Origin of the sequence: Rhabdochromatium marinum (assembly GCF_016583795.1) — a bacterium.
Classification (GTDB): Bacteria; Pseudomonadota; Gammaproteobacteria; order Chromatiales; family Chromatiaceae; genus Rhabdochromatium; species Rhabdochromatium marinum.
This window is the reverse complement of record NZ_NRRS01000087.1, coordinates 1-15,258: the sequence shown is the minus strand read 5'-3', so window position 1 is coordinate 15,258 and position 15,258 is coordinate 1. Positions and strand designations below refer to the sequence as shown.

Sequence of the window (15,258 nt, the reverse complement as noted above, 5' to 3'; positions counted from 1 at the left end):
GGTGACGGCGCTCACGGCTTCGCTGAAGGTCAGCACCAGGTTGGCACCGACCGCCACCTCGGTGGCGTCATCCGCCGGGGTGCTGCTGGTGAGCGTCGGGGCGGTGGTGTCCGCCGCTGCGGCGGTGGTGAAGTTCAGCGCGGTCGTGTCGGTGAGGCCGGCGTAGGGGTTGTTTGCCGCGTCGGCAAAGGCACCGCTGTCGATCAGCACATAGTAGTCGGTGCCGGGAGCGAGGTCGGCGCTCGGGTTGACCGTGACCACGCTGCTCGCAATCGTGATCTGCGTGGTGTCGTCCGCCGCGAGGGTGGCGACCACGCTGTCGTCGCTGGCGGCGTAAATGACCAAATTCTTGCCGGTGACGGCGCTCACGGCTTCGCTGAAGGTCAGCACCAGGTTGGCACCGACCGCCACCTCGGTGGCGTCATCCGCCGGGGTGCTGCTGGTGAGCGTCGGGGCGGTGGTGTCCGCCGCTGCGGCGGTGAAGTAGTAGAGGCTGCCATCGGATGCGCCGACCAAGGCATCCAGGTCGCCGTCGGCATCAAGGTCAGCCAAGGTCGGGGCGGTATTGGATCCGGTGGTGGTCAGATCGAAGGGGTTGGTCTGGGCGCTGGCGAATGCGGCGCTGCTGGCGCTGCCGGTATTTTCGAAGGAGTAGAGGTTGCCATCGGAGGCGCCGACCAGGACATCGAGATCGCCGTCGCCATTGAGGTCAGCGAAGGTCGGGGTAGCAGAGGATCCCACGTAGCTCAGGCCAAAGGGGTTTTTCTGGGCGAAGGCGGGGCTGCTGGCGCTGCCGGTGTTCTCGAAGTAGCTCAGGGTGCCATAGCCTTCGCCAACCAGGAGATCGAGATCGCCGTCGGCGTCGAGGTCAGCGAAGGTCGGGGTGGCATTGTTGCTCACGCCGCTCAAGCCGAAGGGGTTGCTCTGGGCGCTGGCAAAGGCCGCTGAGCTGGCGCTGCCGGTGTTCTCGCAGTATTTGAGTGTGCCACTGACTTCGCCGATCAAGGCGTCGAGATCGCCGTCGCCGTCGAGATCGGCGAAGGTCGGGCTAGCCGAGTAAGGCACACTGCCCAAGCCGATGGGACTGCTCGCGGCTGCGCTGGCGAAGGCGGCGCTGCTGGCGCTGCCGGTGTTCTCGAAATACCAGCTATAGCCATTGGAATCGCCGACCACGGCATCCAAGTCGCCGTCGGCGTCGAGATCAGCCAAAGTCGGATGGGCATTAGAGCCTGAAATGCTCAGATTGAAGGGGTTGGTCTCTGGAGCGAGGAAGATCGGATCGCCGCTCGGCAGGTCGTTGTCGGCGATCTGTACCGAGACCGTATCGACCGCCAGATCGTTGTAGCCGCTGTCGCTGCTGCTGACGGTGTGGGCGATGACGCCAAAGTGCGGCCCTTCGCCGATGCCGTCATCGACCGCGCTGACGGTGACTGTCTGCGGGGTGTCCCAGTCGGTGCTGGTGAAGGTCAGGGTCGTGGCATCGGCGCTGGCCTGGCCGTTGGTGTCATCAAGGGTGATGGTGACATCCGCCGTGGGCTCGGTATCGAGCACCACTGTGTAGGTATCGCTCGCGCCGCCCTCGGTGGCCGTGGCGGAGGTTTTACTGAGGGTAACGCCAGGCGGGGTGCCGTTCTCGAAGTAGTAGAGGCTGCCATCTCTTTCGCCGACCAAGGCATCGAGATCGCCGTCGGCATCGAGGTCGGCGAAGGTCGGGGTGGAGTTATCATCCACGTCGCTCAGGCCAAAGGGGTTGGTCCGGGCGCTGGCGAAGGCGGCACTGCTGGTGCTGCCGGTGTTCTGGAAGTAGATGAGGGTGCTATCTAATGCGCCGACCAGGGCGTCGAGATCGCCGTCGCCGTCGAGGTCGACCAAGGTCGGCGCGGCATATTGGCCTACGTCGCTCAAGCCGAAGGGGTTCTCCTCGGCGCTGGTGAAGGCGGCGCTGCTGGCGTCGCCGGTGTTCTTGAAGTAGTTGATGGTGCCATCCTGTACGCCGACCAGGGCGTCGAGATCGCCGTCAGCGTCGAGGTCGACCAAGGTCGGGGCGGCACCGGCGCCTTCGTCGCTCAGGCCGAAGGGGTTGGTCTGGGCACTGGCGAAGGCGGCGGAGTTGGTACTGCCGGTATTCTCGAAGTAGTTGAGGGTGCCATCTTTTTCGCCGACCAGGGCATCGAGATCGCCGTCAGCGTCGAGGTCGGCGAAGGTCGGGGCGGAATAGCCCACGTCGCTCAGGCCGAAGGCGCTGGCGTCCTGGGCGCTGGCGAAGGCGGCGCTGGTGGCGCTGCCGGTATTCTCGAAGTAGTTGAGGGTGCCATCTTTTTCGCCGACTAGGGCATCGAGATCGCCGTCGCCGTCGAGGTCGGCCAAGGTCGGTTTGGAATACCCGCCCACGTCGCTCAGGCCGAAGGGATTGGTCTCTGGAGTGAGGAAGTATGGATCGTCGCTCGGCAGATCGTTGTCGGCGATCTGTACCGAGACCGTATCGACCGCCAGATCGTTGTAGCCGCTGTCGCTGCTGCTGACGCTGTGGGCGATGACGCCAAAGTGCGGCCCCTCGCCGACGCTGTCATCGTTGGCGGTGACGGTGACCGTCTGTGGGGTGTCCCAATCGCTGCTGGTGAAGGTCAGGGTCGTGGCATCGGCGCTGGCCTGGCCGTTGGTGTCATCAAGGGTGATGGTGACATCCGCCGTGGGCTCGGTATCGAGCACCACTGTGTAGGTATCGCTCGCGCCGTCCTCGGTGGCCGTGGCGGAGGTTTTACTGAGGGTAACGCCAGGCGGGGTGCCATTCTCGAAGTAGTAGAGGTTGCCATTGCCTTCGCCGACCAGGGCATCGAGATCGCCGTCGGCGTCGAGGTCGGCGAAGGTTGGGGCGGTATAGGCGCTCACGTCGCTGAAGCCGAAGTGGTTTTCCTGGGCGCTGGCGAAGGCTGCGGAGCTGGCACTGCCGGTGTTCTCGAAGTAGTTGAGGGTGCCATCGTATTCACCGACCAGGGCGTCGAGATCGCCGTCGGCGTCGAGGTCGGCAAAGGTCGGGGTGGAATAGCTGCCCACGTCGCTGAGGCCGAAGTGGTTTTCCTGGGCGCTGGCGAAGGCCGCCGCACTGGCGCTGCCGGTGTTCTCGAAGTAGTAGAGGGTGCCATCTTTTTCGCCGACCAGGGCATCGAGATCGCCGTCGGCGTCGAGGTCGGCAAAGGTCGGGGCGGCATAGCTGCCCACGTCGCTGAGGCCGAAGTGGTTTTCCTGGGCGCTGGCGAAGGCTGCGGAGCTGGCACTGCCGGTGTTCTCGAAGTAGTTGAGGGTGCCATCGTATTCACCGATCAGGACATCGAGATCGCCGTCGGCGTCGAGGTCGGCAAAGGTCGGGTTGGAATAGCTGCCCACGTCGCTGAGGCCGAAGTGGTTTTCCTGGGCGCTGGCGAAGGCCGCCGCACTGGCGCTGCCGGTGTTCTTGAAGTAGTTGATGGTGCCATCTTTTTCGCCAACCAGGGCATCGAGATCGCCGTCGGCGTCGAGGTCGGCCAAGGTCGGGGTGGAATAGCCGCCCCCCACGTCGCTGAGGCCGAAGGGATTGGTCTCTGGAGTGAGGAAGGTCGGATCGCTGCTCGGCAGGTCGTTGTCGGCGATTTGCACCGAGATCGTATCGACCGCCAGGCCGCTGTAGCCGCTGTCGCTGCTGCTGACGCTGTGGGTGATGACGCCGAAGTGCGGGCCTTCGCCGACGCTGTCATCGACGGCGGTGACGGTGACTGTCTGCGGGGTGTCCCAATCGCTGCTGTTGAAGGTCAGGGTCGTGGCATCGGCGCTGGCCTGGCCGTTGGTGTCATCAAGGTTGATGGTGACCATGTTGGTCGGCGCGGCGTCGAGCACCACGGTGTAGGTATCGGTGGCACCGCCCTCGGTGACCGACGTGTCGCCGTCGGTCTGGGCGACGGTCACGCCGGGCGGGATGCTGTTCTTGAAGTAGTGGAGGTTGCCATTGCCTGCGCCGACCAGGGCATCGAGATCGCCGTCGCCGTCGAGGTCGGCCAAGGTCGGGGCGAAGACATTGCCCAGGTCGCTGAGGCCGAAGGTGCTGGCGTCCTGGGCGCTGGCGAAGGCTGCGGAGCTGGCACTGCCGGTGTTCTCGAAGTAGTAGAGGACGCCAGTCAATTCGCCGACCAGGACATCGAGATCGCCGTCGCCGTCGAGGTCGGCAAAGGTCGGGGCGGAATAGCTGCCCACGTCGCTGAGGCCGAAGTGGTTTTCCTGGGCGCTGGCGAAGGCTGCGGAGCTGGCACTGCCGGTGTTCTCGAAGTAGTTGAGGATGCCATCCTCTTCGCCGACCAGGGCATCGAGATCGCCGTCGCCGTCGAGGTCGGCAAAGGTCGGGGTGGAATAGGTGCCCACGTCGCTGAGGCCGAAGGCGCTGGCGTCTTGGGCGCTGGCGAAGGTCGCCACGCTGGCGCTGCCGGTGTTCTCGAAGTAGTAGAGGTTGCCATATTGTGTGCCGACCAGGACATCGAGATCGCCGTCGCCGTCGAGGTCGGCCAAGGTCGGGTTGGAATGGTTGCCCATGTCGCTGAGGCCGAAGGTGCTGGCGTCCTGGGCGCTGGCGAAGGTCGTCGCGCTGGCGCTGCCGGTGTTCTCGAAGTAGTTGAGGGTGCCATCGTATTCGCCGACCAGGGCATCGAGATCGCCATCGCCGTCGAGGTCGGCAAAGGTCGGGTTGGAACGGTTGCCCACGTTGCTGAGGCCGAAGGGGTTGGTGACTGGGGTGAGAAAGGTCGGGTCTTCGGTGGGCAGATCGTTGTCGGCAACCTGGATGGAGAGGGGGGGGACGCTCAGGCCGTTATAGCCACTGTCGTTACTGCTGAGACTGTGGGTGATGACGCCGAAGTGCGGGCCTTCGCCGACGCTGTCATCGACGGCGGTGACAGTGACGGTCTGGGGCGTGTCCCAGTTGCTGGTGGTGAAGGTCAAGGTCGCGGCATCGGCGCTCGCCTGGCCGTTGGTGTCATCCAGGGTGATGGTGACCGTGTCGGTCGGCGCGGCGTCGAGCACCACGGTGTAGCTATCGGTGGCTCCGCCCTCGGTGGCCGTGGCGGAGGTTTTGCTGAGTGTAACGCCGGGCGGCGTAGCGTTCTCGAAGTAGTACAGGTTGCCATCTTTTTGGCCGACCAGGGCATCGAGATCGCCGTCGCCGTCGAGGTCGGCCAAGGTCGGGACGCAATAATCGCCCACGTCGCTCAGGCCGAAGGGGTTCTCCTGGGCGCTGGCAAAAGCGGCGCTGCTGGCGCTGCCGGTGTTCTCGAAGTAGTTAAGGGTGCCACTGTTTTTGCCGACCAAGGCATCGAGATCGCCGTCACCGTCGAGGTCGGCCAAGGTCGGGGTGGAAGCGGAGCCCACGTCGCTCAGGCCGAAGGGGTTCTCCTGGGCGCTGGCAAAAGCGGCGCTGCTGGCGCTGCCGGTATTCCGAAAATAGTAGAAGAGACCAGCGTCTTCGCCGACCAAGGCATCGAGATCGCCGTCGCCATCGAGGTCGGCGAAGGTCGGGGTAGAATAGCTTCCCACGCTGCTCAGGCCGAAGGCGCTGGCGTCCAGGGCGCTGGCGAAGGCGGCGTTGGTGGCGCTGCCGGTGTTCTCGAAGTAGTTAAGGGTGCCAATTTCTTCGCCAACCAGCGCATCGAGATCGCCATCGCCGTCGAGGTCGGCCAAGGTCGGGGCGGAAAAATCGCCCACGTCGCTCAGGCCGAAGGCGCTGGCGTCCTGGGCGCTGGCGAAGGCGGCGTTGGTGGCGCTGCCGGTGTTCTGGAAGTAGAATAGGTTGCCATATTGTTCGCCGACCAGGGCATCGAGATCGCCATCGCCGTCGAGGTCGGCGAAGGTCGGGGTGGAAGACCCGCCCACGTCGCTCAGGCCGGAGGGGTTGGTCAAGGGAGTTTGGAATGCAGGCGTGCTCATCGCTCAGGCTCCTCAGGAATTCGTATTCGTTGACTGATCTGGTGTTTCGGTCAGCGCCAGCGGGGCGGCTAGCGCGCGTTGCAGTTCGTGTTGCAGGCGATCTTCAAGCCCCAGGCGACGCCAGACGGGGCGCACCTGGAGCGAGCGCCGCGCGGCTTGGGGCTGACCCTCGGGGGTGTGCCATTGCTCGGCGATGGCCATGGCGACCAGATGGCCGTCCACCGCCGCCGAGATGCCCAGCAGCTCGCCGCGCGGGGGCGTGCTGGCCCAGTGCTCCAACAGACCGGGTGCGAGCAGCTCGGCATAGGGCTTGAGGTTGTCCGGGGTCAGGTGAAAGACGCGCTGGTATTTGACCGTGGTCGGATCCAGGCGCGGCAGCCCGGCCACCGGTGCCTGAGGTCCGCGCGCCGGACGCCGGGCGCTGGGCTTGGTGATCACCAGCCCATCGCTGTCGGGGAAGCTCACCAGCCGCTCGATGGCATCCTCTTGCAGCCCCAGGGCGCGCGGCTGGCGCACACCGGGCAGCACGACCACATCGAACAGCTCCTCCACCAGGTTGCCGAAGCGCAGCCAGTGCACCACCGCGCCGCGATTCAGATCGACCACCACCAGCCCGCACTGGGCCGGCTGCTGATCGGCGGCCAGACGCTGCTCCAGCGCCAGGCCGCCAAAGCTCGCCGAGCGCAGCTGCGACAATCCGACGATGGCGAAATCGCCGCTGAAGGCCAGCCCGCGCACGAAACCGGGGGCATAGCAGAGCGGCTGGAAGCGCTCGCCATCCAGACAGCCCAACTCGCCGCTGCCGGAGTTGAGCAGCCAAAGCTGGTCGCGATACCAGCGCGGCGAGTGGGGCATGGACAGGCCGGTGGCGACGATGCTGTTGCTGGGAAGATGCAGCACCACGCCGCCGTCGTGGCGATGATGGCGCCAACCAGCGGCGCTGTCGGTCTGGCTACAGGCGGTCATCCAGATCGGCTCGCCGTCCTGGAGCGCTAGGCCATTGAGATGACAGCGATCCTCGGCCACCCGCTGGCTGATAAACGGCGGCTGCCACAGCGGCACGAAGCTGTGGTTCGGATCCAGGGCGGCGAGACAACTGAAGTCGGTATTGACGAACAGCCGCCGCCCCTGGGCGTCCATGGCGACCTCGTGGGCGTTGAGGTCGCCGGTGATCCAGCTCTGCGCGGGCACATAGAGCCGGTCGCCGCCCTCGTGGGTTTGCCCAGACGGCAGCCGGTTGTGCAACCGCCAAAGCTGATAGCGGCAGGTCATGAGCAGGCTATCGCTGTCGGCCTGCCAGTACAGGCCCATCGGCTTGTCGAACAGGCGCTCGTGCAGCGCCAGGCGCCCCGGCTCCTCCTTGCGGCCGATGAAGAACAGCCGGTTGCTCTGATAGGTGGTCAGCGCCAGGCTGATGTCTTGCGCGGCGAGCCAGTCCCAGAGACCGGCGTCGGCTTGGACATCGAGGGTGGGCGTGGTCATTGGGCATCCTCGTTGGGCAAGGGCGCTCGCGCCGGTGTGAAACGGGTTTGTGCGAGGGTCTGCTGGACGGCGCGAAGCACGCTGTCCCAGTCGCCCGGGGTTGGTTGGCGAAACAGGCGCATACTCGGGTACCAGGGGCTGTCAGCGCGTGCAAGCAACCAGCGCCAATCGGGGTGGTAGCACAACAGCGTCCAGGTCGGCACACCCAAGGCTCCGGCCAGGTGGACGACGGCGGTATCGACGCCGATGACCAGATCCAAATTGGCGATCAGCGCGGCGGTGTCGGCAAAATCCTCCAGCGTTTCGCCGGGGTGCAGCCAATGCGGGTGTTCGGCCAACAGCGCCTGATCGGCCTCGCGCGGCTCGTGTTGCAGGCTCACCCACTGGTAGGCTGGGTCGTCGAGTCGGCACAGGCGTGCCAAGGGCAGCGAGCGTTCGCGGTCGTTCTGGTGGCTGGGGTTGCCGCTCCAGACCAGGCCAATGCGCGGGCGAGTCTTGGCGCCGAGGTATTCGGCCCAGTGCATGCGACGTGGACGCTGGACGCGCAGATAGGGCACGGCGGCTGGAATCGTCTCCAGGGTGGTGGCGAAGGCGCGCGGCAGACTCAACAGTGGGGCGTGCAGATCAAAGGCGACCTCACGCTCCGTGCGTTCCTGTGGCAGGATCTGGGTGATGCCCGGCAGGCTTGCGCACAGGCGCATCAATGCTGGGTAGACGGCCAGCAGCACCTTGGCGCCCAGGGCGGCGACCAGGGGCGCATAGCGGCAGAATTGGATGCTGTCGCCCATGCCTTGCTCGGCATGCAGCAGGATGGTCTTGCCAGCGATGGCTTCCCGCCCTGTCCAGAGTGGGCGTTCGGCATAGTGTTGCGGGTCGGCGCCGGTGCGCCGCCAGCGCCATTCGTACTCCGGCCAGCCGTTGGTGTAATCGCCCAGCAGCAAAGAATTGAGGCTCGCGTTCCAATGCGCGTCGGCATAATCCGCCTGCAGCGCGATGGCCCGGTGATTGTCTTGCAGGGCCTCGGCGCAACGGTTCAAGCGGCGCAACACTGTGGCACGGTTGTAATAGGCCAGCGCCGAGTCTGGATGGCAGGCAATGGCGGCGTTGTCGCTCAATAGCGCCAGATGATGATAACCCAGCTCGCCGAGCATCACGCTCTGATCAATGTAAGCACGGAAGGGCTCGGGCAGCAGCGCCAGCGCCCGCTCGGAGGCCGCGAGCGCTTCGTGGTGGCGTTGCAGTTTGCTCAATACCCTGCCGCGTTCCAGATGCGCCTCGCCGGCGGTGGGCTGAAGCGCCAGCGCGGCGTCTAGGGCGCTTAGGGCGGCAGGCCAGTCCTGCGCAGCGGACAGCACCTTGGCAAGGTTAAGATGCGCGAGGAACAGATCCGGTTGCAGCCTGAGCGCCTGTTCATAGGCGGCGATGGCCTGGTCATTGTCGCCCTGGAGCTGCCACAGCGCGCCCAGGTTGGAATGCACCACAGCCTTGTCTGGAGCCAGTGCGACGGCCTGTTGCGCGATCTGCAGGGCTTCGTCCAGCTCGCCGGCGGCCTGTAGTGCCGTGGCGAGATTGTTGTGGGCGGGCAGATGCTCCGGGCAGTGGCGGAGGGTGTCGCGAAAATGGGCGATGGCGGCTTGGTGGTCGCCCTGGCGGCGCGCGGCGCGCCCAGCGGCGAAGGCCGCATCGGCCAACGACGGCGAGGGCGGACAGGCTCTGCACACGGTTTTGGAAACAGCACTGTTTGTATCGGCTAACCTGCGGGAATCAGGGGGCGACGATGACACCGAATGGCCTCCGGGCTTGGCAAGAACTCGTCATGGCGAGGCGGCGCGCGCGCGTGGCAGCGACACGGCATCGGCTATGACTTTGATTCTTTCCGTTCTAACCCATCCCGGCGGCGGCTTCTTGTACCAGCGTTTCAGAATTTTTTGACCCAGCGTCCCAGTCAGAGTGGTGGCGACGCAGAGAGACCGGTCAGCTTGGCAAGGTTTCGCGGCCGCTCACACGGAGAGCAGCCAGTCGCGAAAGCGGGGCAGATCGGCGGGGCCTGTGGAGGCGGCGGAGGCGCTCAGCTGCAAGCGCGCCTGGCTGGGGCTCAGTGCGAAGGCGGTGCGAAAGGCGCGACAGAAGTGGCTTTGATCGGAGAAGCCACAGCGCATGGCGATCTCGGCGAGGCTCAGATGACGCAACGCCGGGTTGCCCAACAGGTGATAGGCACGGGCGAGACGGCGCTTTTTGATGGCCGCGCTCACCCCACCCTCGGTGGCCAGGAGCCGATAGAGGACGCTGCGCGAGCAGCCAAAGGCCCGGCACAGATGAGCGGCGTCGAGCGGCTGTTGCAGGTGACGGTCGATGTAGGCGAGCAAGGCGCTGTGGTTCAGCACCGGTGCTGGCGATCCCCGCCGAAGCGTCTGACCCTGGCAGGCGATGACCTCGGTCAGCGCATGCAGCAGGCCGTTCACCACGGCGGGCGTCTCGCCAGCGTTCAGGTCGGAAAGACTGTCCCAAACAGCGAGTAGATGGGCGGTGAGGATGCGCGCGAGCGGCTGTGTGGGCGACAGCACCAATCCACCGGGACGGCCAGCGGCGGCTTCTTCGCCCAGGCGGGCGCGGGGGACGGCCAGCGTCAGACAGCGAAAACCATGGTCTTCTTCCAGGTAGGGGTCGGCGAGGTCGATGACGCTGATCGCACCCGGCACCAGTGCCATGGTGCGGCCGCCGTTGATGGCGTGTCCCTCGCCCTGAATCTGCAATTGCAGTTGCAGGAGCAGCAGGTCAGTGCCGGCACTGCCGGGGCGCTCGCCGCCGCGCCAGATGACATGGCCGCGCGAGCGGCTGTCGGCGATCAGCAGGTCTCCAATGCTGAAGGTGCGCGTTTGGGCGGCGAAGTTGTGCAGGCGCTCCCCGGCAGCCGGCTCCAAGTCAAACAGTGGCCGCAGGCTTTCGCGCCAGATCTCGAAACCCTGGTTGGCGAGGAACTGGCAGGCATCAAGCTCGACAGGGCTGGCGGTTTGCCCCTGCAGATTGCAGGCCTGTTTATACTGATGTCCCGATTGTTCGTTTGCAGGATTTGTCATGAAATTCCCCTACGGCAACGCTGATTTTCACGCCATCCGCACCGAAGGCTACTACTACGCGGATCGCACTGCGCATCTTCGTGCGCTGGAAGAGGCCGGCAAGCAACTGCTGTTTCTGCGCCCCCGGCGTTTTGGCAAAACCGCCTGGCTCACCACCCTGGAAAATTACTACGACTTGGTCCGAGCCGGAGAATTTAATGCCCTGTTTGGAGCGCTGGCGATTGGTCAGAACCCGACTGCCCGGCGCAACAGCTACTTTGTGCTGCGCTGGGATTTCTCCATGGTCGATGCCAGTGGCCGTCTGGCGGAGATCCGCCAAGCCTTGCACAATCATCTCAATGCCCAGGTGGCCGATTTTGGGGTGCGTTATGCCGACAGGCTCGGCGGCGACTTGCGCTCTCACCCCAACGATGGCCTGGTCGCCTTGCGTTCCGCCGTCAGCGCCGCCCGTGCCCAGAGCCATGATCTCTACTTGCTGATTGATGAATACGACAACTTCGCCAATGAGCTGATGCAGGGGCGGCGGGCGGATTATGACGCGCTGGTCTCCGGGGAAGGCTTGCTCAAGACGGTGTTCAAGGCGGTGAAATCCCTGGCCTCGGGCGCCGGCATCGACCGGGTGTTCATCACCGGCGTGTCACCGGTGGTGCTGGCGGATATTTCCAGTGGCTACAATGTCTCGGAAGACATCAGTCTGGATGCGCGCTTCATTGACCTGTGCGGTTTCACCGAACCCGAAATCGCCGCCGTGCTCGACCAGCTCGCTGCTGCGCAGCAACGCGACCCGGGCTGGTCCGCGCGCATGCTGGAAACCATGCGTAAACCGCGACGATCGCTGGTCCAACGAGCTGACGGTCAAGACCGTCTTTCTGATCGCGCTCTTTGCCGACATTTTCTACGTGATGGACTCCGAGACCGCCATCGAACGCCGCCATGCCGACCTGTCGCTGATGGTGCGCGAGGAGATGCGCCGCTTTGCGCTCCTGGATCATCTGCTGGAGTTCAAGTACCTGAGTCTGCACGACATCGGGCAAACCGGCCAGGCGCTGCGCCCCCAGTCACGCGAAGAACTGGCCCGCCTGCCCCTGGTCGCCGCCAGCCTGGACGCCGCCGAAGCCCAGCTGGCTCACTATCGCCAGGGGCTGGAACAGGCCTATGGCCAGCGCCTGCGCCTGCATACCCATGCGGTGGTGGCGTTGGACTTTGAGCGGTTGCTGTGGCGCAGCACTCCCGGAGCGCCCGTCTGAGCATCAATCATTTATTCACCAGACCTCAGAAAGGCGCATCACCCGGACCCGGATCGAAAGGGTCGAAGGGAGGTGGCTCCTCGCCGCCCGTGGGCGGGGTGGCGTTGCCCTCCTGCTGAGGGGTGACTCGCCAGGCTTTGACGTCCGTGTACCAGCGTCCGTTGTATTCGCGGCTTTCGATATCAACTTCGACCCGTAACTGCTGACCCTCACGGATGGCCAGATCGTCGATTTTGTCGCCCCAGACCATGAAGCAGATTTTTTTCGGAAAATCGCCCTGGGTTTCCAGCACATATTCCTGTTTGCGCCAAGGGCCGCGCGCCGAGGTGCCGGATTTCTCCGGAATGACTTGAACAATGGTTCCGCTAATCTCCATCAAACTACCCTGCATTCGGTCGTGGTGAGTGTGGTTGCTTTTACAAGCCTCCATAGTGCCTTGCCACGACCATGGAGTCCAGCCAGCGGTCCGGCGCTTGCGAAGTGCAGCGCGGACCCTATTTGACAATCAACAATGTTGACCAGCCCCGCTTTGAGCTTCAATGGAGCCAAGGAAGGCAGCGGCGCGCCAGTCCAGCCCCGGTTTCAACCGGCAGCGGTTTGGCGCGGTACGCCGTCACCCCCATAGCAAACGACACCTATCAACCACAGACCACAAACGATCGATAAACGATCGATGATCGAAATCAACAGGAGTTATTGAATGAAGACCATTGCTGTTACGGCGAATGATGATCGTGGCCTAGCCGGCGAGATGTCCATGCACTTTGGCCATTGCAGCCATTTTGTGCTCGCGACATTGGATGACAACAGTCAGGTCAAAGCGACTGATGTGCGCGCCAATCCCTATGCTGAACAGCATCAACCCGGACAGATCCCCGATTTCATTAAGTCACTGGGGGCCAATGTTGTGCTTTCTGGCGGCATGGGGGGACGGGCGATTGAGTTTTTCGATCAGCTTGGCATTGAGGTGGCCACTGGGCACCGTCCCAATGTTGGAGCGGCGATCGAGGCCTATGTGGCCGGAGAGCTGAACGGCGCGGCTGGCTGCGCCCATGATCACGAGCACTGAGCGCGTGACCGGCAAGTCTCCGGCGCTGCACTGGCCGGGGGCGGACAGCCGGATGCTGCCCGATGCCCCGGCGGTTGCTGCCGCCGCTGCGGATATCATTCTGCAACAGGCCCTCGCCGCGCTGGCGGCGCGCAATCGCTTCCATTTGGTGTTGGCCGGCGGCAGTACGCCGGTCGCTGTCTATCGCCTATTGGCGCAGGTCGATCAGGACTGGAGCGGGTGGCGCTTCTATCTGGGCGACGAGCGCTGCCTGCCGCCCGATGATCCGGAGCGCAACAGTCGCATGGCGCGGGAGGCTTGGCTGGAGCCAGCCGGCATCGCAGCACAGCAATGTGCCGAGATTCCCGCCGAGCTGGGACCGGAGGCGGCCGCGCAGGCGTATGCGCCACAGGTGGCAGAGGCACTGCCCTTTGATCTGGTGTTGCTGGGTATGGGCGAAGACGGCCATACCGCAAGCCTGTTTCCGGGCCTGTTGCCGCCGGAGCGGGGCGGCGCTCAGGAGACGGATCAGGAGGATCCGCCACTGGTGATGGCGGTGCGACAGGCGCCCAAGCCACCGCCCGAGCGGGTGTCGCTAACGCCGTACAGTCTGGGAGCCTCGCGCTGCATACTGATGCTGGTCACCGGGGCGGCCAAGCATTCGGCGCTGCGCGCCTGGCAGCGTGGCGAGGATCTGCCCATCGCGCGGGTTGCTGCGCGGAGCAGCAAGACGCTGCTGCTGCTTGATCAGGCGGCGGCGCAGGGATGAGGCCGATGTTTAAGTGCGGCGGGCGATATATTGCTGATGGTAGTCTTCGGCATAATAGAAGGGCGGTGCCATGCGGATCTCGGTGGTGATCTGACCACCGCCTCGGGCCTCAAGGCGGCGTTGCTGTTCGGCCCGGCTGTCCTGGGCCATGTGCAGATAATCCTCACCATCGGTATAGATGACGGAGCGATACTGGGTGCCGATATCAACCCCCTGGCGCATGCCGGCGGTGGGATCATGCTGGTTCCAGAAGGTGTCGAGGCAGGCTGAGAAGGGCAGCTGCTGGGGGTCAAACACCAGCAGCACCACCTCGGCATGACCGGTCAGGCCGCTACAGACCTCTTCATAGGTCGGGTTGGGCGTGAGGCCACCGGCATAGCCGACAGCTGTGGTATGCACACCCGGCAGTTCCCAGCAGCGCTGTTCGGCGCCCCAGAAGCAGCCCATGCCGAACATGACCTGGCGCTGACCAGCCGGGAAGGGCGGGCGCATCTCGGTGCCCAGTACCAGATGGCGACCCTGAATGGGCATGGGTTCGGTGCGCCCTGGAAGGGCGTCGGAAGGGCCGGGGAGTTCAAGTTTTTTGCCGAATAGGAACATAATGATCGCCTCTGTGAATCGCGGCTCGGGGCGGAGCTTGGGTGTTGATTGCGTGCCCGCTGCCTTGCAAGATCAGGCCGGGGGCGGCGCTTGCCAAGTCGCCGGAGCCAAAATGGCCGTCGCTGCTGCGCCTGAAGCGTCCAGGTCCGAAGTGTCCATGTCGATGTCCAGGCCCGGAGTTCCAGTCTCATGAGCGCGCCTTATCGCCTGCTGACGCTGGATCTGGACGATACTCTGTGGCCCTGCAAGCCGACCATCGACCGTGCTGAGGCGCAGTTTCATGCCTGGCTGGCCCGGGCTGCGCCCCGGCTGGCGCACGCGCATGATCTCAGTAGCCTGCGACGCCATCGCTTGGCCTTGTATCAGTCGCGCACCGAGATCGCCCATGACATGACCGCCCTGCGCCGGGTGTCGCTGGAAACCTTATTGGCCGAATTTGGCTATGCACCGCCGCTGGCGGCCACCCTGGCCGCCGAGGGTGTGGCGGTGTTTTGCCAGTATCGCAATCAGGTTGAGCCCTATGCCGAGGTGGCCGAGGAATTGCGCCAACTAGCGCGCGCCTATCGACTGGTCTCGGTCACCAATGGTAATGCTGAGGTGGCGCTGACGCCCCTGCGAGACTGTTTCCATTGCTCCCTGACCGCCGCCGAGGTGGGAGCAGCCAAGCCGGATCCGGCCATCTTCCAGGCCGCCATGCGCTGGGCCGGGGCCAGCCCCGCCACCACCCTGCATGTCGGCGATGATCCGGTGCGCGACATTGAGGCGGCGCGCCAATGTGGGCTGGGTGCCGTCTGGGTTAACCGCACCGGCGCGCGCTGGCCTGACACCCTGGAGCCACCACTGGCCGAAGTAACCGATTTGCGAGCGCTGCGCCAGTGGCTCGCGGGAGCGCGACTCTAGTCTTGCAAAAAATACACGATAGTGTATTATTGTCTCATGGAAAGCACCATGAGTACAGGCAAAGCGGCGAAGCGGCTGGGCGTTTCGGTCAAGACGTTGCAGCGTTGGGAGCGCGAGGGTCGTCTTATTCCCGTGGCGCGCACCGACAGCAATCGCCGTCTCTACACCGAGGATCAGTTGCAAGCGTTCATC

The 15,258-nt window shown here is 64.6% G+C and carries 12 protein-coding genes and 1 pseudogene; 6 read left to right on the top strand and 7 right to left on the bottom strand.

Annotated elements, in window-relative coordinates; translation table 11 throughout:
• The 4 genes from CKO36_RS16660 to CKO36_RS16645 form a co-directional block, all read right to left on the bottom strand.
• Nucleotides 1–5,943 (bottom strand): Ig-like domain-containing domain (locus tag CKO36_RS16660; protein ID WP_200285822.1); only part of this gene is annotated, 5,943 nt, incomplete at its 3' end.
• 12 nt (nucleotides 5,944–5,955) lie between these two features.
• Nucleotides 5,956–7,425, bottom strand: a complete 1,470-nt coding sequence (locus tag CKO36_RS16655; RefSeq protein WP_200285821.1) for a TIGR03032 family protein — start codon at nucleotides 7,423–7,425, stop codon at nucleotides 5,956–5,958.
• Nucleotides 7,422–9,146, bottom strand: a complete 1,725-nt coding sequence (locus CKO36_RS16650; protein WP_200285818.1) for a tetratricopeptide repeat protein — start codon at nucleotides 9,144–9,146, stop codon at nucleotides 7,422–7,424. The genes CKO36_RS16655 and CKO36_RS16650 overlap by 4 nt, the downstream gene beginning before the upstream one ends.
• A 279-nt stretch (nucleotides 9,147–9,425) precedes the next feature.
• On the bottom strand, nucleotides 9,426–10,502 hold the full coding sequence (locus CKO36_RS16645; protein ID WP_200285817.1) for a helix-turn-helix domain-containing protein: 1,077 nt from the start codon (nucleotides 10,500–10,502) through the stop codon (nucleotides 9,426–9,428).
• On the opposite strand from CKO36_RS16645, the pseudogene CKO36_RS20350 reads away from it, so the two are divergent.
• Nucleotides 10,501–11,103, top strand: a pseudogene (locus CKO36_RS20350) (AAA family ATPase); the annotation flags it as partial. The gene CKO36_RS16645 and the pseudogene CKO36_RS20350 sit on opposite strands and share 2 nt — an antisense overlap.
• Before the next feature lie 36 nt (nucleotides 11,104–11,139).
• On the opposite strand, the gene CKO36_RS20660 reads toward CKO36_RS20350, so the two are convergent.
• Nucleotides 11,140–11,394 (bottom strand): hypothetical protein, encoded by a 255-nt coding sequence (locus CKO36_RS20660; RefSeq protein WP_476705514.1) that lies wholly within the window; start codon nucleotides 11,392–11,394, stop codon nucleotides 11,140–11,142.
• A 7-nt stretch (nucleotides 11,395–11,401) separates the two neighbouring features.
• On the opposite strand from CKO36_RS20660, the gene CKO36_RS20345 reads away from it, so the two are divergent.
• The gene (locus CKO36_RS20345; RefSeq protein ID WP_338053514.1) at nucleotides 11,402–11,749 is read left to right on the top strand and encodes a hypothetical protein; all 348 of its coding nucleotides are present in this window, start codon (nucleotides 11,402–11,404) and stop codon (nucleotides 11,747–11,749) included.
• A gap of 25 nt (nucleotides 11,750–11,774) precedes the next feature.
• Here CKO36_RS20345 and CKO36_RS16635 read toward each other — a convergent pair whose 3' ends face one another.
• Nucleotides 11,775–12,125 (bottom strand): DUF3127 domain-containing protein, encoded by a 351-nt coding sequence (locus tag CKO36_RS16635; RefSeq protein ID WP_242469686.1) that lies wholly within the window; start codon nucleotides 12,123–12,125, stop codon nucleotides 11,775–11,777.
• 324 nt (nucleotides 12,126–12,449) lie between these two features.
• Here CKO36_RS16635 and CKO36_RS16630 point away from each other — a divergent pair, with 324 nt between their 5' ends.
• Both CKO36_RS16630 and pgl read left to right on the top strand, forming a co-directional pair.
• Nucleotides 12,450–12,818: a NifB/NifX family molybdenum-iron cluster-binding protein gene (locus tag CKO36_RS16630; RefSeq protein WP_200285815.1), complete on the top strand. Its 369-nt coding sequence runs from the start codon at nucleotides 12,450–12,452 to the stop codon at nucleotides 12,816–12,818.
• On the top strand, nucleotides 12,802–13,566 hold the full coding sequence (gene pgl, locus CKO36_RS16625; RefSeq protein ID WP_242469685.1) for a 6-phosphogluconolactonase: 765 nt from the start codon (nucleotides 12,802–12,804) through the stop codon (nucleotides 13,564–13,566). The genes CKO36_RS16630 and pgl overlap by 17 nt, the downstream gene beginning before the upstream one ends.
• A 9-nt stretch (nucleotides 13,567–13,575) precedes the next feature.
• Here pgl and msrA read toward each other — a convergent pair whose 3' ends face one another.
• The gene (msrA, locus tag CKO36_RS16620; RefSeq protein ID WP_200285814.1) at nucleotides 13,576–14,166 is read right to left on the bottom strand and encodes a peptide-methionine (S)-S-oxide reductase MsrA; all 591 of its coding nucleotides are present in this window, start codon (nucleotides 14,164–14,166) and stop codon (nucleotides 13,576–13,578) included.
• A gap of 189 nt (nucleotides 14,167–14,355) precedes the next feature.
• On the opposite strand from msrA, the gene CKO36_RS16615 reads away from it, so the two are divergent.
• Nucleotides 14,356–15,066: an HAD family hydrolase gene (locus tag CKO36_RS16615; RefSeq protein ID WP_200285813.1), complete on the top strand. Its 711-nt coding sequence runs from the start codon at nucleotides 14,356–14,358 to the stop codon at nucleotides 15,064–15,066.
• Nucleotides 15,067–15,114: 48 nt separating this feature from the next.
• On the top strand, nucleotides 15,115–15,258 hold a 144-nt coding region (locus CKO36_RS20530; RefSeq protein WP_200285780.1), incomplete at its 3' end, for a MerR family DNA-binding transcriptional regulator.

Coding starts and splice junctions, on each gene's coding strand:
- pgl (WP_242469685.1), top strand. CDS start 12,802: ATGATCACGAGCACTGAGCGCGTGACCGGCAAGTCTCCGGCGCTGCAC.
- CKO36_RS16615 (WP_200285813.1), top strand. CDS start 14,356: ATGAGCGCGCCTTATCGCCTGCTGACGCTGGATCTGGACGATACTCTG.
- CKO36_RS16655 (WP_200285821.1), bottom strand. CDS start 7,425: ATGACCACGCCCACCCTCGATGTCCAAGCCGACGCCGGTCTCTGGGAC.
- CKO36_RS16645 (WP_200285817.1), bottom strand. CDS start 10,502: ATGACAAATCCTGCAAACGAACAATCGGGACATCAGTATAAACAGGCC.
- CKO36_RS16635 (WP_242469686.1), bottom strand. CDS start 12,125: ATGGAGATTAGCGGAACCATTGTTCAAGTCATTCCGGAGAAATCCGGC.
- CKO36_RS16630 (WP_200285815.1), top strand. CDS start 12,450: ATGAAGACCATTGCTGTTACGGCGAATGATGATCGTGGCCTAGCCGGC.
- CKO36_RS20660 (WP_476705514.1), bottom strand. CDS start 11,394: ATGTCGGCAAAGAGCGCGATCAGAAAGACGGTCTTGACCGTCAGCTCG.
- msrA (WP_200285814.1), bottom strand. CDS start 14,166: ATGTTCCTATTCGGCAAAAAACTTGAACTCCCCGGCCCTTCCGACGCC.